The following is an 18,981-nucleotide window of genomic DNA, read 5'->3' as shown; positions in this document are numbered from 1 at the left end:
ATGCGTAGCTAGCAGGATTTTAGGTTGTTACTTGCGGCTTTGGTGTTGCTCTAATACTCTCTAATAACCACTATTGAGCCATCACCTTATTGATAATAATCATGATTTAATGGAGTTGAATCTATGTCTATCACCAGTTTTATGCCCCCGCGACGAGTTCTTATGGGGCCGGGACCTTCCGATATTTATCCGCAAGTTTTACAAGCATTGAGCCGACCGACAATTGGCCACCTCGATCCGTTATTTATCAAAATGATGGATGAACTTAAGCTGTTATTACAATACGCTTTTCAAACCAATAATAGCTTTACCATTGCAGTCTCAGCCCCCGGGAGTGCTGGTATGGAAGCGTGTTTTGTTAATTTGGTTGAAGCCGGTGATAAGGTATTAGTTTGTCGCAATGGCGTATTTGGCGATCGTATGCGGGAGAACGTTGAACGCTGTGGTGGTGTCGCTATCATGGTTGATAATGCTTGGGGTGAACCAGTATCTCCTGTCCTGGTTGAGCAAGCATTACAAGCAGATCCTGAGATTAAAGTCGTTGCATTTGTGCATGCAGAAACCTCAACTGGTGCATTGAGTGATGCCAAAACAATCGCAGAAATTGCTCGTAAACATCAATGTTTAACCATTGTTGACGCGGTGACCTCATTAGGTGGTGTACCTTTGCTGGTGGATGAGTGGCAACTTGATGCGGTTTATTCTGGTAGTCAAAAATGTTTATCGTGTGTGCCGGGGTTATCACCATTGACCTTTTCTGAAAAAGCGATCGCTAAAATTCAACAGCGTAAAACAGCAGTGCAAAGTTGGTTTTTGGATCAAAGTTTAGTCTTGGGTTATTGGAGTGGTGAAGGGAAGCGTAGTTATCACCATACCGCGCCAGTCAACAGTTTATATGCACTGCATGAAGCGTTAGTGCTGTTACACAATGAAGGTTTAGAGCAAGCGTGGCTGCGTCATCAACGAGCCCATATTGAATTAAAGACTGGATTAGAAGCATTAGGGATTCGATTTGTGGTTGAAGAAGCATATCGATTACCACAGCTTAATGCGGTTTATATTCCTGAAGGGGTTGATGATGCCACAGTCAGATCAACCTTATTGGAGCGTTATAATCTTGAAATTGGTGCGGGGTTAGGCACATTAGCCGGTAAGGCATGGCGGATTGGATTGATGGGCTACACCGCACGCAACGAGAATGTCGCCTTGTGTCTTAAAGCACTTGAAAGCACTTTGAAATAACGCTGCAAATGAACCATCAATGGTAATTTTGGTTACCATTGATGGTCACTAGATTATTTTTGTGGTGGAACTGTTGCTGTGGCGGCACTAGGCATTGTGAGGCCTGGAAATAATTGTTGTGCCTCAATCATCACTTGCTCAGCTTGCGCGGTTTGGCCTTGATTATAATAGGCCAATACGAGGTTTTGATATAAAGCTGGTCGTGGCCATGTTTGAGCTTTTTGGTTTGCCCACCGTACATAATCTGCAACCAGTTCGGGTTTATCTGTTGCGATCCCTAGTTGTAATTGGGTGAGGTGTAAATCCCATTCAAACCGATGTTGCCATGCCCATGGATTATTCACTTTGACCAAATAGTTGATATCAACCGGACGGGTAGTTTCAAACTTTGTCAGTAGCCAACCTGAATATAAGGTCGTGATCATAAAGCTAGTGATCATGATAGGTAAGGCGATTGCGCTCACTTTCAGTGCTAGGATGTATTGAGTTTGATAGCGATGGTATTTGGTTGTGAGGTTATCAATCCAAAAGATCAGAATAATAAAAATGATCCAATGGGCAAGTGAATGATAAAACGGATATTCTAATTGCGTGTGTAATACGATAGGGAAAAACAACCCGACTAACGCTAATTGGGTGCCATTAGGGGCTTTTTTAATGCCAATAAGTACAGCTACAGCCGCTATAATGAGCCCGAGTAACGGTACGATGCCACCTTCTGCAGCCCAATAAAGTAATTCATTATGGGGGTGATCTAAACTTGGAACCCCTGCGTGCTGCTGTGACGGATCACGTTGATGCCATAATGCGGTTTGAGTAATGTATGTGGCTTCAAAGTTACCATAGCCATAGCCTGTTAACGGTTTAGTGGTAAACATTTCATAAGCTTGTGGGATATGTATTTCTCGCGGACTATCTAATGTGATGCGAACATCCTGCGAAAAAGAGCTGTCTGTTGTAGTACTAATTTGCCATGCTAATGCCATGCCTAACAATAATACTAAGCCCCACATGCGTTGTTGATATCTTGCGGCAAAACGATGCAAGTAAGGCAGCATCAATAATGAGCCGATAATCGCACCTAACCAGCCTGTACGTGAATTAAGCACCACTAGCAGTGGAATCGTTAATACCGGTACTGCTAATAAAATCAGATGTTGCCAAGCCCATTTACCACGATAACGCGGTAAACGAGCCAATAAATAGGCGGCAATAACCAATCCTGTGGCTAAGAAACTTGCCATCACATTGGGTTGTTGAAAAATACCATAAGGTCGATTAGCGATGATGTCATAGCCAAAGCTATTATTGGCATCAAGCCATAAAAATTGGTACCAGCCAAATGCCGCTTCAATTAATACCGCAATAGTAATAAACCACAGTAAGCGTTGACGTTGGCTATGAGTAAAAACAAATTGCTGAAGGCTGATAAAAAATAAAAAACCGCTCCAAAGAGCGAGTAAGCGGTTTAATACAGCAAAGCCATTAGCATTAGTGTAAAACACCGGTAATGACAGTAACACGCAACAACTAAATAAAATCAGCGTCATACGAGAATAGCGCCAAACTTTTTGACGGCAGATTTCTAATAAGCCACAGCTAATGGCAAAGCTAAATGGAATCCAGGCAGCAGCATTAAACGACAACTCAAGCCCAGAACCACCAGGATTATGCTGAAAGTAATGCATCGCAATAATAAACAATAAGCCAATACTGGCTAAGAAAAAACGTACTAAAGGTAATGGCTTAGAAATCCGTTTCTGTTCTAATTTCGTACCTTGAAGTTGTAACACTGTCATGGTGAGTCCTGAGTGAAAAAGCAAACAGGCTGACCTAAGTCAACCTGCTTGTTGGGCCTAATTACGTTTTACAATTAACGACTAAGTAATGGCTTAAGAAACCTTGCTGTATGAGAACCAGTCACTAGTGCCACGTGTTCTGGAGTACCTGTTGCGATAATTTCACCGCCACCATTACCGCCTTCTGGTCCAAGATCGATGACCCAATCCGCTGTTTTGACTACATCTAGATTATGTTCGATAACGACAATGGTATTACCGCGATCACGTAGCTGATGTAATACGGTAAGTAATTGTTGAATATCGTGAAAATGCAAGCCAGTGGTGGGCTCATCTAAAATATATAATGTTTTTCCGGTATCGCGCTTAGATAACTCTTTAGCCAGTTTAACCCGTTGTGCTTCACCACCGGATAAGGTTGTCGCTGCTTGGCCAAGACGAATATACGATAAGCCGACATCAATTAATGTCTTTAATTTTCGTGCAATTGCTGGAACGGGTTCAAAAAATTGATGGGCATCTTCAACCGTCAGTTGTAATACTTCATCAATACTCTTGCCTTTGTAACTGACTTCCAGCGTTTCACGGTTATAGCGTTTACCTTTACAAGCATCACAAGGCACATAGACATCAGGTAAAAAGTGCATTTCTACTTTGATAACGCCATCACCTTGGCAAGCTTCACAGCGACCGCCACGAACATTGAAGCTAAATCGACCTGCTTTATAACCGCGTGAACGAGACTCTTGAGTACCTGCAAATAATTCACGAATAGGCGTGAAAATACCAGTATAGGTAGCAGGGTTAGAGCGTGGCGTGCGTCCAATTGGGCTTTGATCAATATCGATCACTTTGTCAAAATGTTCTAAATTCTCAATGTCTTGATAAGGTGCAGGCATGCCAGTGGTTGCACCATTGAGTCGCTGGTGGGCAATTTTAAAGAAGGTGTCATTGATCAAGGTCGACTTACCTGATCCAGAAACCCCGGTGACACAAGTCAGTAATCCGACGGGGATCTCGAGGTTAACATCTTTAAGGTTATTACCACTAGCACCAATAAGCTTGACGGTTTTTGTGGCGTCAAATGGCACTCGTTGCTCAGGAATGGCAATGGATTTTTTACCGCTAAGATACTGGCCTGTTAGTGATTTTTTTGATTTTAAAATATCTTTAACAGTACCTTCGGCAATAATTTCGCCACCATGAACACCAGCACCAGGACCGATATCAATCACATAATCAGCAGCGCGAATAGCATCTTCATCATGCTCTACCACGATCACTGTATTACCAAGATCACGTAGGTGGATCAGGGTTTTGAGTAGACGTTCATTATCTCGTTGATGAAGACCAATTGATGGCTCATCAAGCACATACATCACCCCCATTAAACCGGCACCAATTTGACTCGCTAAACGGATCCGCTGTGCTTCGCCACCTGAAAGGGTATCAGCACTACGTGATAGGCTGAGATAATTAAGCCCCACATTGATCAAGAAACTTAAACGTTCATTAATTTCTTTTAAAATTTTGGCCGCAATTTGTGCTCGTTGACCGGTTAATGCCAATTGATCAAAGAAAATAAAGGCGTCGTTGATACTCATTTCACAGATGTGGGGCAGGTTAGTTTCACCAATAAACACATGCCGTGCTTCTTGGCGTAAACGCGAACCATGGCAGCTAGCGCAAGGTTTGGTCGAGACAAACTTAGCCAGTTCTTCACGGACAGAATTAGATTCTGTTTCGTGATAACGGCGCTCCATATTATTTAAAATGCCTTCAAAAGGGTGACGACGAACGGTAATGTCACCGCGATCATTAATGTATTTAAATTCAATATCCGTCGTACCTGAGCCTGAAAGGATCAAGGTTTTTACTTTTTTTGGCAGAGTATCGAATGGGGATTCAACATCAAATTTAAAATGTTCAGCTAATGATTTGAGCATTTGGAAATAGTAAAAATTACGCTTATCCCAGCCGCGAATAGCGCCACCGGCTAAACTCAGTTCTCCATTTTGTACCACTCGCTCAGGATCAAAGTACTGTTGTACTCCTAAGCCATCACAGGTGCCGCATGCGCCAGCTGGGTTATTGAATGAGAACAATCGCGGCTCTAGCTCTTGCATACTATAACCACAATGTGGGCAAGCAAAGTTAGCTGAAAAAACCTGCTCAGTTGTGTCACCGACAGTCATTGGTGCAATGATAACTGTGCCACCTGAAAGCTCAAGCGCGGTTTCAAATGATTCAGCTAAACGCAATTGTAGATCGTCACGGACTTTAAACCGATCGACCACGACTTCAATCGTATGCTTTTTATGAAGTTCTAATGTTGGTGGATCTGAAAGATCACACACATCACCATCGATACGAGCGCGAATATAACCTTGAGCAGCAAGGTTAGCGAGGGTTTTTACATGCTCACCTTTGCGATCTTTGACGATCGGAGCCAGCAGCATAAGCTTGCTACCTTCATCCATAGTCAATACTTGATCAACCATTTGACTGACAGTTTGGGCAGCCAGAGGGGCGTTATGAATGGGGCAGCGAGGTTCACCTACGCGCGCATAGAGCAAGCGTAAATAGTCATAAATTTCAGTAATGGTGCCAACGGTTGAGCGCGGGTTATGCGACGTTGATTTTTGCTCAATAGAAATTGCAGGCGATAAGCCTTCAATGTGATCAACATCGGGCTTTTCCATTAATGATAGAAATTGGCGAGCATAAGCCGATAGTGATTCGACATAGCGGCGTTGACCTTCAGCATATAAAGTATCAAATGCTAATGATGACTTTCCCGAACCTGATAAGCCCGTGATAACAACGAGCTTGTCGCGAGGAATGGAAATATTGATGTTTTTAAGATTATGAGTGCGGGCACCCTGTACTTCGATGTAATCCATACCAATCACTATTCTTTTGCTAGATTGTAAGTGACTAGTATTTCATAGCCGCTTTTAATGAGCAAAAGATACTGAATAAAAACACAGTAGCACGAATAAAAAAAATCCCGCTCTAAAAAGCGGGATTTTTTATATGTTTGGTTTACTTACTTCTTGCTAGTTTGTTGTTTAGCTAGCTTTGAAGATTCGTCTTTCTTATAAATGTTTTCGTAGCAGTAGTTTGTCGCTTCAATGTAACCATCAACGCTACCACAGTCAAAACGCTTACCTTTAAATTTAAATGCAAGTACACAACCAGATTGTGCTTGTTTTAGTAGGGCGTCAGTAATTTGGATTTCGCCGCCTTTACCTGGTTCTGTTTCTTCGATGATATCAAAAATATCAGGGGTTAGAATGTAACGACCGATAATTGCTAGGTTGCTTGGCGCTGTACCTGGTTCAGGCTTCTCTACCATGTTATCAACACGGAATAGATCATCACGAATCATTTGGCCTGCGATCACACCGTATTTATGGGTATCTTCTTCTGGTACTTCTTCAACAGCAACGATAGAACAACGGAATTGCTTGTAAAGTGCAGCCATTTGAGCCAGTACACCTTGCTCTTCGTTGACACAAAGGTCATCGGCAAGTACTACAGCAAAAGGTTCGTTACCTACTAGCTCACGACCCATAAGGATTGCATGGCCTAAACCTTTCATTTCACCTTGACGAATGTAAGTGAAGTGAGCTGAATCAATTACGCGACGGATATCAAATAATAGTTCTTCTTTATTCGTACCGCTGATTTGGTGCTCTAGCTCGTAATTTTTATCAAAGTGATCCATTAAGGTGTTTTTACCACGACCAGTAACGATACACATACCGTTCATGCCAGCTTCAATCGCTTCCTCAACACCGTACTCAATCAAAGGCTTGTTTACGATTGGCATCATCTCTTTTGGCATTGACTTCGTTGCTGGAAGAAATCGTGTACCGTAGCCCGCTGCTGGAAATAGACATTTCTTGATCATAGTGTTTCCTAGATTTTATGTAATTAATTATGAGCGTAGATTGAAATCTTACCGCTAATTTCGTTAGTGAGAATTAACAAAACAATAGTTATTATTGTTTTGTTAATTCCTAATCGCATCGTAATGTTAGAGATTTTAAACAATAAATCAACTTAATATCATCGTTGTTATCGCAAAATATAACAATAAATCAAATATGTATAATCTTTAATTATTAACCCTAATGACAATCCTTATATTCATGCTTAAAGTATGGTTTATATTATAACAGCCATACTATTTACTTTATATTAGGTGTTATTTATTTTTAATATAGTTACTATTATCTTCAATATTTTTATCAATAATTCTTCGATTAAATTAAGCATTTCACATTGATAATATAGTTATACCTTACATATTATATATATTAAAAGCATTGAAGTGTCATAAAAATGACAGTTTTGATGCTGCTACTATTGTCATTGCGGTCTTATATAAATCTTGGTTATATCATTGTTGTTATTTAGTTGTATTTTGTATGGATAATTGCGCCCTATAACCTACTTTGGCGCTATGCCTTGACCTTGCTGACATGATAAACTGCGTGATTGAGTATAAACTTTGACTAAGCGGCTATTAACACCCAATACCGTCGCTATCAGCTTTGGAGTGAACTATGGCCAGTCGTGGCGTAAATAAAGTTATTTTAATCGGTAACTTAGGAAATGATCCTGAAATTCGTTACATGCCTAGCGGTGGTGCAGTAGCTAACATTACTATTGCAACCTCTGAGTCTTGGCGTGATAAATCTACCGGTGAGCAACGTGAAAAAACAGAGTGGCACCGTGTAGCATTGTTTGGCAAATTAGCAGAAGTTGCTGGTGAATACTTACGTAAAGGTTCACAAGTCTACATTGAAGGCCAATTACAAACACGTAAATGGCAAAACCAACAAGGCCAAGATCAATACACGACTGAAGTCGTTGTTCAAGGCTTTAATGGCGTTATGCAGATGTTAGGTGGTCGTAATGGTGGCGCACCGATGGGTGGTCAACAACAACAGCAGAATCAAGGTAACTGGGGTCAGCCTCAACAACCGGCTGCTGCACCACAGCAAAATTATGCACCACAACAGCAACATCAGCCAGCACCGCAGCAGTCTGCTCCACAGCAACCGCAGCAGCAATATAATGAGCCACCAATGGATTTTGATGACGATATTCCATTCTAGGACTTATATCGATTAAAAGTATAATAATTACTTTTAAATATTAATACTAACCCAGCACGAGTGCTGGGTTTTTTGTGTAAAAAATAGTAGGGCTAAGCTAAACTATTAATATTATCCTCATGGTTTATCTTGTTATATTTATGAAACGTTTAGATATCGTTATTACTTTTTTATTATCTTTATTACTTACTAAGGGGGTTGGTTATAGTGGTAATCAAATACTTGTAGTAACTAGTTGTTTATTTTTAGCATTAATATTATTGTCATCTAAACGTTGGCTTAAATGGGGAATTATATTTCCCATTGGTTTGCTGGCGACATTATACTTCCAATCGGGTTATATTTATGGTCACCCTAATATAGGAATCATTGCATCATTAGTTGAAACGAATAAACGTGAAAGTATTGAGTTTTTATTAGCCGTTCCAGCAAAGGTATGGGGACTTAATGCCATTTTATTGTTGTTGTTTATTTACTATTTAGCACAGGTCAAGTTTGCTTTTCCATGGCAGAAGTCAGCTATTTTATTAGGTATTGGGTGTTTTTATTTTTCATCTTTAAGTGTGTTTATTGATCATATTTATATTAGTAGTGTGCACTACATTGTTCAAATGAAGGCAATTCAAAAAAGTATTCACCAGAGTGCTAATTGGACGATATTAAGCGCTAAACCAAAGTATAAAAATTATGTATTAATCGTTGGTGAGAGTATGCGTAAAGATTATATGTCTGCTTACGGCTACCCAATTAATACCACGCCATTTTTAGCTCAAACACCTGCAATTTTAGTTGATGGTTATTTGTCGACAGCTTCTCATACTGCGGTGTCATTACCACGAACACTTGCTATCAGCCATGGGTTAGATTTACACCCAGTTAATAATATTATTACTTTGGCTAATGCTGCCAAGATGAAAACAATATGGTTATCAAATCAAGGGTTTATTGGTAAGTATGATACTGCAGTGTCAGCAATTGCAGTGCATGCAACCGAAAAACAATTTTTAAAAAAAGGTAATTTTCTTAGCAACAATACCAGTGATTATGCCTTATTACCGTTATTTAAGCAGGCATTAGCGCAGCCTTATAAGGGCTCAAAATTAATTGTGGTCCATATTATGGGATCACATGAGAATTTTTGCGATCGAATTAAAAAAGACATTTATGGATTAAAAGATAAAGATCTATCTTGTTATTTATCTACTTATAATCAAACAGATAGCATTATAAAAACGATAGTTAATGATTTAAAAGCCACTCAAGAAAGCTATTCATTATTCTATTTTTCTGATCATGGTTTGAATAATGTCAGTACCGTCAAAGGACAGACTCAATTAGTGCATGGTGATTTATATAAGCAAAATTACGAAGTGCCACTGATTGAAATAGCCAGTGATATCAAGCAGCATATTAAAGTAAATAAACAAATCAGTGCATTTGATTTTATGTCTATTTTCTCACATTGGATTGGTGTTAAAACAGCGCAACTACCTGCGTTTAGTATTTATCAAGCGCCTCAAGAGAAGAGTCTGCAAGTATTAAGTGGTAATCAAATGGTGCCCTTTAGTCACTTAAAAAATGATCCTGATGAAATTATTAAACACCATTAATGGCCATTATCTGAGATTAGTCTTAAGTACCAAATGTAGTTATTGCTGCTAGGCGTTGTGATGATTTTTGTTTAATAAAATCAATAAATAATTTTGTTTTTACATGGTGGTAATTTAATTTTGGATAATAGGCGTAAATGGCATTTGTTGGTTGCTTTAAGGTTGGCAATACTGGTACCAGTAAGCCATTATCCAATTCACGCTTGATAGTTTGGCTACTGGTTAAAATGAGCCCCATACCAGCGACAGCGCTTGCAACCAGTACTTCTGGATTAGTGGTAATAAAATTACCTTGTAATCGTAACCGTTGATTATTTTCAAAGATATGATCTTGTTGATGGTTTTGCTCACCAAATAACAGATAATTATGTTGGCATAATTGTTCTGGCGTGGTGATGGGGAGATTATTTTCAAGGTAAGTTGGTGCGGCGTAAAACCCATTTTGGTAGCTCAGCAATTTGGTTGCGATATAACTACAAGAATTAAATTCCGTGATTTCACGGCTGATAAAGACATCAAGATTAAGATCGGGAAGCTGGCCTGCTGTGACAGTATGGAGCTCAATTTTTATTTTAGGGTAACATTGGCTGAATTCAGTTAAGTAATTAACGATTAAACGGCTACCGGTTGCGAGTGGAGCACCAAGACGTAATATGCCGCCAACTTCACCATAGGTTGCCGTTGTGTCTGCGAGCATTTGTTGCCAATCATTAACTAATAAGGCACTGCGTTGGTAAAAAAGTTGGCCAGCATCGGTCATGGTTAAGTGGCGAGTAGTGCGTTTTAAAAGTTGAACCCCAAGCTGTTTCTCTAACCACGATAAGCGTTTGGATAATGCAGAACTTGAGGTGTTGAGTTTATTTGCAGCTTGCGCTAATGAGCCATGCTCTACGACGGTAATAAAACTATTAGCACAGGTGATCCAATCCATAAGCGTGTTATTTCCTTATTACAATATTATTAATCGATTTACGGGTCTAATGTAGCGTATGCTTAGCAATGAGAAAATGATTAAGATCGTTTAGATCTCTTACGTATTGATACTAATGGCATATGTGAATAAGGATGCTATGAGAAAAGCCTCAAGGATGAAGTTAACAAATCGCTTAGTTGCCTTTGTTACCATGATCGTGATCTGCGCGATTTTAGTTATTTTTATTGGTGGTGCGTTGAGTTTTCGTAAGCTCGGCCAAAACGCATTAGTGCACTACCTTGATGGTGTAGTGAGTGTTATCGATCAAGAGATCTTTGAGCCTCAAGGACCACAAGCGTTATCGCGCTGGCTACCAACATTGCTTAACGCAAGTAATGTGGTGACATTAACCGTTACTGATAACAATCACCCCGTTTTTGATTTTAAAAGTGATCAAGTCATTCCTGATCCTAATGTCCTTTATCGTCATCAATATAAACTGCCTTCACATTCTGACTATCAAGTCACTATCACTGCTATTCCGCTTTATAGTGAATTTACCTATTCACTTGGAGCAATGTCTTCGATTTCTTTAGCGATGTTAATTGTTATTCTTGGTTTGATGCGAGGAGTACATTGGCTTCGAACTCAGCTATATGGCTCTGAATTATTAGAAGAGCGTGGGCGAATGATTTTGGCTGGTAGAGTTGAACAATATGCTGAAGGCAATGATTATGAATGGCCAGCAACGGCTAGTTTGGCACTGGATCAATTAATTTGTGAGCTAAAAGATGCCCGTCAAGAGCGGAGTCGATTTGATACTTTTATTCGCACCCATACCTTTTTAGATCAGTTAACGGGCACGGCTAATCGAGTGTTGTTTGATAGTCGTTTGCAATCGATGGTACAAGATCAAGATAATCACGGTGCGGTGATCTTATTACGCTTAAGTGATTGGGATGAACTGTGTTCTCAGCAAGGAAGAACTGTTGCTGAAGAGTTATTACAGGATATCAGTGTTATTTTATCTAATTTTATTCAGCGTTTTCCTGATACGGTATTAGCCCGCTATTTTGATGCTGAATTTGCGATTCTTATTCCTCAACAACCAGCCAAAGAAATTAAACTTTTTACCAATCAACTATTGAATGCGGTCGAGCGGTTATCGCCTCCTGCACCGATGGAAAAAGATAACTGGTGCCATATTGGAGTCACTTATTTTCATAGTGGTGATCGTCGCGGTCGAATCATGGATGAAGTTGATATGGCTTTACGTAGCTCGCAGTTACAAGGGGCAAATAATTGGAATAGTTTCACTAAAGATCATCAATGGGATAAGTCGCGTGGCAATGTTCGTTGGCGTACTCTGATTGATAAAACGCTGCTTCACGGTGGACCATTATTATATCAACAGCCAATTATTATGGCGGCTAATGATCAAGTCATGAGTTACGCCTTACTTGCGCGAATACAAGATGATAATGGCGATATTATTAAAGCATCGAATTTTATGACAGCGGTAGAACAAGTTGGTTATTCGGTGCGTTTTGATCGCGCGGTGATCAGCCAAACCTTGCAGTTACTTAAGCTGCAATCAGCGACTAATAGTTATGCGGTTAATGTGACTACCATTAGTTTACGTGACAAAAAATTTGTTAAATGGCTACGGGATGAGCTATTGCAATTACCGCGCCCAGTATTGAATCGATTATTACTGGAAGTCTCAGAAAATATGTTAGTGAAACATCTAGATGCAATACGGCCAGTATTACGGATGTTAACAGGCCTTGGCTGTAAGCTGGTGGTTTCAAAAGCGGGTCGAACGATTGTTAGTACGTACTATATTAAAGATATTAAAGCTGATTATATTAAATTACATCGAGGCCTAGTGCGTGATATTCATCAGCGCCAAGAAAATCAATTATTTGTTAGAAGTATGCTTGGTGCATGCGCCAACAGTGATGCTCAAGTTATTGCGGTTGGGGTTGAGTCTAAGAAGGAATGGCGAGTGTTACAACAGTTAGGTATTGTCGCAGCTCAAGGTCGATTATTTGCCGCTGAGCAACCAATGGCGCGTGAGCCCAATGCCTAAAAGGGATGATGCTGAACATGTTAACATGATAGTTATCATTTAAAGTGATGTAGATCTGACATTTGATACATAAATATTGTGAAGTAAAGACTCTTTACCTAAAGTGCAGAGCTGTTATTTGGCTCTCATTTTTGGCTTGTTTTAATCATGATTCAACGCTTATTTGCTTCGTTTCTTACCCATAAAAAGCCCTCACTAAATGCCGCAATTACTCTATTTTCTGATGCCGTTGTTATAGTTGTTGGTAGCGAAGCCGATATTGTTGTTGATTCAGTCTCAATTGCCTCGACCACTGAGTGGCCAACTGCAATTGAAATATTGATCGCCAAGCATCAATTAACTGGGGCTCAAGTTGCGATTATTTTAGGCCAAGGTTTATACCAGAGCTTATTGATAGATAAACCTGAGTTGAACAGTGATGAGCTAGCATTAGCGCTGCCTTATTTGGTTAAAGATTTAGTCAATGAAGCGCCTGAAGATATCGTCGCTGATGGTTTTAGCTGCCTACAAAACGATCGGCTACAGGTGTTTGTTAGTACTCGCCAACAACTGAATAAAATTATTGCAGCCTGTAAATCAGCTGGATGTAATGTCAGCTGCGTAACGGTTGAAAGTGTGGTTTGGAGTGAGTTCACGGCAGACAATCGCAGCCAATTAGTGGTACATCGTTATGGTAATGGTAACCTGCAATTAACCGCATTTAGCCAGCATAAATTATTTTTTCAACGCCAATTGCGAGGCTTTGACGTCTCGCTGGTGGCGACACCGAACAGTGATAATCAATCTTTACAACTTGATAGTTTGGCGTTAGAGCTGCAACGTTCGTTGGACTTTGTTAGCGCTCAGCTACGTGACAATCCAATCAGTCAGCTATTAATCAGTTGTGATAATGATGATAACCATCAATTAGCTCTCGCATTAAATGACCGTTTAAATGTCACGGTTCAAGCTCTGGATCCACCTCAACCATCATTAACCTCAACTGCGGCACGTGTAACTTGGGCTGGTCTTAAGCAAGGCTTTGACAGCTCAATTAATCTTTACGCTCAACATCTGCAACCTCAACGGCAATGGTTAACACTTAATAATATGCTACTAAGTTGGTTAGCTTTGGTGGTGTTAATCGCCACGGTCAGTGGTTTTTATAGTTTCAAAACGCATCAATTAGCACCTAAAATTGTGGCCAATAATGCTCAGTTAACCACAGTACAAGCTGAATTAGCCCAAACTCAAAAGCAACTATTACTGCATATTGTCAGTCCAATAAAGCAGCAGCGCGTTAGTGTATTAGAGCAAGAAATTAACGCTAAGCAAGCAACATTGAAAGCTGTTGCCAATCACGATGCCAGTTTATTGGTTGGCTATGGTGAAGTGTTAACCCAACTCGCTGCTGCGGCATCAACTGATATCGCGATTGAAGCTATTTCAATTTCAGCTGCTGGCATGAATATCAATGGCAGCGCTCGTGTCGCTGATGCCGTCCCTCGTTGGTTAAGCACATTTAATCGTTATTCAACCTTGGCTGAACGCCGATTTCAGTTATTGACTATTAACCGAGATGAGAGCAATCAGGTGCGATTTAGTTTGCAAGCTCAACGCCTACAAGGGACAAATTAATGACGCTGACGTGGAGTGAATACCAGCAAAAATTCAATAATTTATCATTACGAGAGCAATGGCTGATTGCGATATCAGGCTGGGTAGCGATTGGCTTTATTGGTGTTTTTACGGTGCTCGAGCCGCAAGGGTTACAGTTAAAAAGCCAAACCAATAGTGTTCAGACGACTGCCAATAATGTGATCGCAACTCGTAATAAAATTACCCAATTACAACGGCAATTAGCTCAGAATCCTAATCAAAAGGTTGAAGCTCAAATCGTGCAATTGGAACAGAAAAATAGGGCATTGGTGGCAGAGCTACAACATAAAGTTGGGCGCTTGGTTTCTGCAACTGAAATGACCAATGTACTTGAGCAAGTCTTGGGTCATAGCCAAGACTTGCAGTTACAAACTATGGTGTCATTACCTGCCGCTCAGTTAATGGATGGTGATGATCAGGGATATTATATTCATCCATTACGAATGACATTTAAAGGTAAGTACTTTGATGTTGTTGGCTATTTAACTCAACTTGAAGCGTTACCAGTGCAGTATTATTGGCGCAATTTAAACTACCAAGTGACTCAGTATCCATGGGCGAATATAGAGCTGGAACTGTATACATTAGGCGAAACTAAGGACTTTATTGGTGGTTAAATATATCGTTACTGGCGTTGGCGTTAGTGGGTTATTGTTTGCGGCAAATATACACGCTCAGCAAGATCCCACCGCGCCATTAGGGTGGCAAAAAAAATCATCATCAGTCACCGTGTCTACTCCCTTATTGCCACAATTACAGAGTGTTATTTGTGACCCTCAAGCTTGTCGAGCCACGTTAAGCGGTAAAACTGTCACCGTTGGCAGTGTTATTAGAGGCTACAGCGTCAGTCGTATCAGTGACAGTTCAGTGGTATTAACCCGCAATCAAAAGCAGTGGCAATTGTCATTGTTTAGCACAAACATTAAGCAGTGAAGGGCCATAAAACAATGCAACGTATCATACTTGGTGCAGTTATCGCTTCCTTAGTCGGGTGTTCAACTCAAATGGGACATCAGTCGCCAGTTGCGATTAAACAAGCACTTAATCAAGCAGCTAATGATGCGGTTAGTCAACCTGCGTTTGAGTTGCCCGCAGCGGTTAATAGTGATCTGATGCCAGCATTAGATAGCCATGACTTGCAATCACAGCAAGCGCTTGAAAAACGTTTTCGTGTTAATGCACGTAACGTTGATGCCAATGCATTTTTTTCAAGTTTGGTCCAAGGCACGCCGTTTAATATTGTGATTCATCCAGGTGTAAGCGGTCTGATCAGTCTGCAATTAACCGATGTCACTCTTGATGAGGTATTGGATGTTGTCGATGATGTTTATGGTTATAGCATTGCACGTAAAGGCAATATTATTCAGGTGTTTCCTGCAACATTACGGACCGAGATTATTACTGTCGATTATTTGCAGTTGCAACGTCAAGGGGTGTCGTTAACCTCGATTACTACCGGCTCTATTGCTAATAACAGTAGTGAAAACTCAAACTCAGATGATAGTGGTGATACTGCGATAGAAGGCGTGAGTACCACTACCGGTGGCACCACCATCAAGACCCGCTCTGAGAGTGACTTTTGGCAACAATTAGAAAAAGTCGTTCGTGGCATGATTGGACATGGTGATGGCCGTAATGTGATGGTATCACCGCAAGCTGGCTTAATTTCGGTGCGTGCATTTCCAAATGAATTACGTGAAGTAAAACAATTTCTGGGAATTTCACAGCAGCGGCTAGTACGTCAGGTGGTATTAGAAGCCAAGATCATGGAAGTGACGCTCAATGATAGCTATCAGCAGGGGATTAATTGGCAAAATATCACTCGTAGTATTGGTGGCACCGATATTGTGGTGGGAACAACGCCGATTGTGGATGCCAGTGCCATTGCTGCATTGCCTGGCGGTAACGCGATTTCAAATCTATTAGGCGGTCAAACAAATATCACCATTAGTGACGGTAATTTCACCTCGGTACTGAGTTTTCTTGAAACTCAAGGTGATCTTAATGTGTTATCAAGCCCACGGGTGACCGCGGCTAATAATCAAAAAGCGGTGATCAAAGTCGGTGGTGATGAATATTTTGTCACCAATGTTTCAAGCAGTAATGTTTCTGGTGATAACAGTACTGCTGCGCCAGATATTGAATTAACCCCCTTTTTCTCTGGTATTTCACTGGATGTGACTCCGCAAATTGATGATCAAGGTGGAGTGCTATTGCATGTGCATCCTGCAGTGGTTGATATTAAAAATGAAATCAAAGCGGTTGATTTAGGTGAAAAGTTTGGTGTTTATCAATTGCCATTAGCCAAAAGTACCATTCGAGAATCTGACTCTATCATTCACGCTCGCAGTGGTGATGTGGTGGTCATTGGTGGTTTGATGAAAACCGCGATGACAGATCAAGTCGCAAAAGTCCCTTTACTGGGTGATATCCCTGTAGTGGGTAACCTATTTCGAAATATTAATAAAGTGAAGCAAAAAACCGAATTGGTGATTTTATTAAAGCCAACCGTGATCAGTGATCAAACCTGGCAACAACAGATCGAGCGTTCGCGAACATTGGTTAATGAATGGTTTCCGGAACCTAAATAACTGATGTATTTATCGCATTTCGAATTTAAACAAGCACCGTTTTCATTAACTCCTAATACCGCTTTATTTCATGCTTTGCCAACCCATTTAACCGCTATCGAGACTGTGCTAGCTGGGTTGGCGATGGGCGAAGGAATTATGCAGTTATCTGGTGAGGTGGGAACAGGAAAAACTCTCGTTTGTCGTATGTTGATCAATCGCTTACCTCCTCAGTATGATCTGGTTTATTTACCGACACCAGCTCAGTGTGGACTCAGTTTGCAGGTGGCATTAGCCGATGAATTAGGGATTAATATCGACACCGAACAGCATCGACTAACGGTTGATATTCATGACCAATTATTGCATCGCAAAGCCAAAGGTCGCGCGGTGGTAGTGGTGATCGATGAAGCACAAGCATTGACTGATGATGCGCTCGAAATGATCCGTTTATTGGGTAATCTTGAAACGGAATCAGAAAAATTACTTCATATCGTGTTAATTGGACAGCCTGAACTCGATCAACGCTTAGCAGCGCATCAGTTACGTCAATTGCAACAACGGATCACTTTTCGAGCGACGTTATTAGCCTTAAATGAGGCTGAAGTTGTGGCTTATATTGCACATCGATTATCGGTCGCGGGTTGCCATTCTCCGTTATTTTCCATCGCTCAATCGCGAGCGATTTGGTTTGCCAGTGGCGGTATTCCAAGGTTGATTAACCAATTGGCACATAAAGCCCTATTAGCGGCTTATAGCCACCAACGGCAATGTATTTGTCGACAAGATATTAATATTGCGATTGCTGATACTGTGGCTGCTCGACAATCAAGTCGGTTGTGGTGGCAATGGCTGAGATGGAAATATTTATGAGTGAGCTAAATCGTCGCCTGAGTGCTTTAGCACAACAACAGTCCCATGCTGCAGATATAGCATTAGAGCCAGCAACGATAAAACCAATACCGACTCATCGTCATCGCACTATTGTGGCGATCATTATCGGATTGTTAGTGATCGCGATAATTATCGTGCTTAGTAAAAGTTGGTATCAATCTACACCAGTGACGACTAAAAAAATAGCGGTTATATCACGGCCTGAGGTAGCACCAATACCAGCAACAAGGTCGGTACAACCAGCCGTTGTGGCGGCAGCAATTACATCTGTGACACCCAATGTCGCCGTAGTGGATGTGAAATCATCTTTAGCTGAGTTGCCCGTGGCTGAGCCGGCGGTTGAAACAGTAGAGATTGAACAAGAGCTTGCCAGTTCATATGAGCAAGGTTACGACAGTGGTTATCAACATGCATTAGCAGAGCAACAGAAAAATATCGCTGTTGCGTCGCCGCCAGCGGTGAAGCCAGAGCCAAAACCATTACCGAGTCGATTATCAATTCAAACGGTAGCGTTAACAGCATCACAATTGGCAGATGTTGAATACCGTAAAGCACAAAAAGCGTTGCGTCAGGCAAATAGCCGCCAAGGGATCATCCATCTTGAAGCGGTATTAAAGTATCGTCCGCAATGGGTGACGGCAAGGCAAAAACTGGCAGCATTATATTATGGCCGTGGGAATGATCGCCAAGCGGTGACGATATTGCAGCAAGGATTACAGCTGCAACCTAACAATACCGAGTTACGGTTAACATTGGCTAAATTACTGGTTAATGAACAACAACAGCAAGCTGCATTTGTGGTCTTACAGCAACCAAAGAATGTTGATTCAGTGGCTTTTTTAGCAATGCGAGCAGGATTGGCACAGCAATTAAATCATACCGAGGTCGCCCTTGCGAGTTATCAACAATTGTTACGTCATGATCCAACGGACGGTCGTTGGTGGTTGGGATTAGCCATCGCTCAAGAGCGCAATCAGCAACCAGCGTTAGCATTGGCTGCTTATCGTAACGGATTAACCCATGGTGGGCTGTCGTCAGCGTCACAACAATTTATTCAGCAACGCATAATGGCGCTACAGACCAAAAGGAGCTAA

General features: G+C 41.0%; 14 protein-coding genes. 10 read left to right on the top strand and 4 right to left on the bottom strand.

Annotated features, from left to right (window positions below; all coding sequences use genetic code 11):
- The first annotated feature begins 123 nt into the window (after positions 1–123).
- Positions 124–1,242, top strand: coding sequence for a pyridoxal-phosphate-dependent aminotransferase family protein (locus tag PMAL9190_RS13325; RefSeq protein ID WP_087845610.1), 1,119 nt, complete (start codon positions 124–126; stop codon positions 1,240–1,242).
- Between the two features lie 53 nt (positions 1,243–1,295).
- On the opposite strand, the gene PMAL9190_RS13320 is transcribed toward PMAL9190_RS13325, so the two are convergent.
- The 3 genes from PMAL9190_RS13320 to galU all read right to left on the bottom strand — a co-directional run bounded on the left by PMAL9190_RS13320 (position 1,296) and on the right by galU (position 6,957).
- Positions 1,296–3,041, bottom strand: coding sequence for a PglL family O-oligosaccharyltransferase (locus PMAL9190_RS13320; RefSeq protein WP_087845609.1), 1,746 nt, complete (start codon positions 3,039–3,041; stop codon positions 1,296–1,298).
- A gap of 74 nt (positions 3,042–3,115) precedes the next feature.
- Positions 3,116–5,944 (bottom strand): excinuclease ABC subunit UvrA, encoded by a 2,829-nt coding sequence (uvrA, locus tag PMAL9190_RS13315; protein WP_087845608.1) that lies wholly within the window; start codon positions 5,942–5,944, stop codon positions 3,116–3,118.
- Positions 5,945–6,090: 146 nt separating this feature from the next.
- Complete coding sequence (gene galU / locus PMAL9190_RS13310; RefSeq protein ID WP_065167076.1) at positions 6,091–6,957, bottom strand: UTP--glucose-1-phosphate uridylyltransferase GalU; 867 nt, start codon at positions 6,955–6,957, stop codon at positions 6,091–6,093.
- Positions 6,958–7,615: 658 nt separating this feature from the next.
- On the opposite strand from galU, the gene PMAL9190_RS13305 reads away from it, so the two are divergent.
- Positions 7,616–8,170, top strand: a complete 555-nt coding sequence (locus PMAL9190_RS13305; protein WP_087845607.1) for a single-stranded DNA-binding protein — start codon at positions 7,616–7,618, stop codon at positions 8,168–8,170.
- 140 nt (positions 8,171–8,310) lie between these two features.
- Positions 8,311–9,780 (top strand): phosphoethanolamine transferase, encoded by a 1,470-nt coding sequence (locus PMAL9190_RS13300; protein WP_159458397.1) that lies wholly within the window; start codon positions 8,311–8,313, stop codon positions 9,778–9,780.
- A gap of 22 nt (positions 9,781–9,802) precedes the next feature.
- Here PMAL9190_RS13300 and PMAL9190_RS13295 read toward each other — a convergent pair whose 3' ends face one another.
- Positions 9,803–10,711 carry a LysR family transcriptional regulator gene (locus PMAL9190_RS13295; RefSeq protein ID WP_087845605.1) on the bottom strand — a complete coding sequence of 303 codons (909 nt, stop codon included), beginning with the start codon at positions 10,709–10,711 and terminating at the stop codon, positions 9,803–9,805.
- A 139-nt stretch (positions 10,712–10,850) separates the two neighbouring features.
- Here PMAL9190_RS13295 and csrD point away from each other — a divergent pair, with 139 nt between their 5' ends.
- The 7 genes from csrD (at position 10,851) to PMAL9190_RS13260 (ending at position 18,981) form a co-directional block, all read left to right on the top strand.
- Positions 10,851–12,785: an RNase E specificity factor CsrD gene (gene csrD, locus PMAL9190_RS13290; RefSeq protein WP_087845604.1), complete on the top strand. Its 1,935-nt coding sequence runs from the start codon at positions 10,851–10,853 to the stop codon at positions 12,783–12,785.
- Positions 12,786–12,932: 147 nt separating this feature from the next.
- On the top strand, positions 12,933–14,402 hold the full coding sequence (locus PMAL9190_RS13285) for an MSHA biogenesis protein MshI (protein WP_087845603.1): 1,470 nt from the start codon (positions 12,933–12,935) through the stop codon (positions 14,400–14,402).
- Positions 14,402–15,040: an MSHA biogenesis protein MshJ gene (locus PMAL9190_RS13280; RefSeq protein WP_087845602.1), complete on the top strand. Its 639-nt coding sequence runs from the start codon at positions 14,402–14,404 to the stop codon at positions 15,038–15,040. The genes PMAL9190_RS13285 and PMAL9190_RS13280 overlap by 1 nt, the downstream gene beginning before the upstream one ends.
- The gene (locus tag PMAL9190_RS13275) at positions 15,033–15,356 is read left to right on the top strand and encodes an MSHA biogenesis protein MshK (protein ID WP_235004363.1); all 324 of its coding nucleotides are present in this window, start codon (positions 15,033–15,035) and stop codon (positions 15,354–15,356) included. The genes PMAL9190_RS13280 and PMAL9190_RS13275 overlap by 8 nt, the downstream gene beginning before the upstream one ends.
- Positions 15,357–15,370: 14 nt before the next feature.
- Entirely contained in the window at positions 15,371–17,014 is a 1,644-nt protein-coding gene (mshL, locus tag PMAL9190_RS13270; protein ID WP_087845601.1) for a pilus (MSHA type) biogenesis protein MshL, read from the top strand.
- A 3-nt stretch (positions 17,015–17,017) separates the two neighbouring features.
- A complete protein-coding gene (locus PMAL9190_RS13265) occupies positions 17,018–17,866 on the top strand; it encodes an ExeA family protein (RefSeq protein ID WP_087845600.1) in 849 nt (282 codons plus the stop codon).
- Positions 17,863–18,981, top strand: a complete 1,119-nt coding sequence (locus PMAL9190_RS13260; protein WP_087845599.1) for a tetratricopeptide repeat protein — start codon at positions 17,863–17,865, stop codon at positions 18,979–18,981. The genes PMAL9190_RS13265 and PMAL9190_RS13260 overlap by 4 nt, the downstream gene beginning before the upstream one ends.

The sequence above is a fragment of the Photobacterium malacitanum genome, assembly GCF_900185615.1.
Lineage (GTDB): Bacteria > Pseudomonadota > Gammaproteobacteria > Enterobacterales > Vibrionaceae > Photobacterium > Photobacterium malacitanum.
The sequence above is the reverse complement of the archived record's forward strand: the minus strand, read 5'-3'. Positions and strand labels throughout refer to the sequence as shown.

Coding starts and splice junctions, on each gene's coding strand:
- PMAL9190_RS13260 (WP_087845599.1), top strand. CDS start 17,863: ATGAGTGAGCTAAATCGTCGCCTGAGTGCTTTAGCACAACAACAGTCC.
- PMAL9190_RS13265 (WP_087845600.1), top strand. CDS start 17,018: ATGTATTTATCGCATTTCGAATTTAAACAAGCACCGTTTTCATTAACT.
- PMAL9190_RS13295 (WP_087845605.1), bottom strand. CDS start 10,711: ATGGATTGGATCACCTGTGCTAATAGTTTTATTACCGTCGTAGAGCAT.
- PMAL9190_RS13320 (WP_087845609.1), bottom strand. CDS start 3,041: ATGACAGTGTTACAACTTCAAGGTACGAAATTAGAACAGAAACGGATT.
- uvrA (WP_087845608.1), bottom strand. CDS start 5,944: ATGGATTACATCGAAGTACAGGGTGCCCGCACTCATAATCTTAAAAAC.
- csrD (WP_087845604.1), top strand. CDS start 10,851: ATGAGAAAAGCCTCAAGGATGAAGTTAACAAATCGCTTAGTTGCCTTT.
- PMAL9190_RS13280 (WP_087845602.1), top strand. CDS start 14,402: ATGACGCTGACGTGGAGTGAATACCAGCAAAAATTCAATAATTTATCA.
- mshL (WP_087845601.1), top strand. CDS start 15,371: ATGCAACGTATCATACTTGGTGCAGTTATCGCTTCCTTAGTCGGGTGT.
- PMAL9190_RS13285 (WP_087845603.1), top strand. CDS start 12,933: ATGATTCAACGCTTATTTGCTTCGTTTCTTACCCATAAAAAGCCCTCA.
- PMAL9190_RS13300 (WP_159458397.1), top strand. CDS start 8,311: ATGAAACGTTTAGATATCGTTATTACTTTTTTATTATCTTTATTACTT.
- PMAL9190_RS13305 (WP_087845607.1), top strand. CDS start 7,616: ATGGCCAGTCGTGGCGTAAATAAAGTTATTTTAATCGGTAACTTAGGA.
- PMAL9190_RS13325 (WP_087845610.1), top strand. CDS start 124: ATGTCTATCACCAGTTTTATGCCCCCGCGACGAGTTCTTATGGGGCCG.
- galU (WP_065167076.1), bottom strand. CDS start 6,957: ATGATCAAGAAATGTCTATTTCCAGCAGCGGGCTACGGTACACGATTT.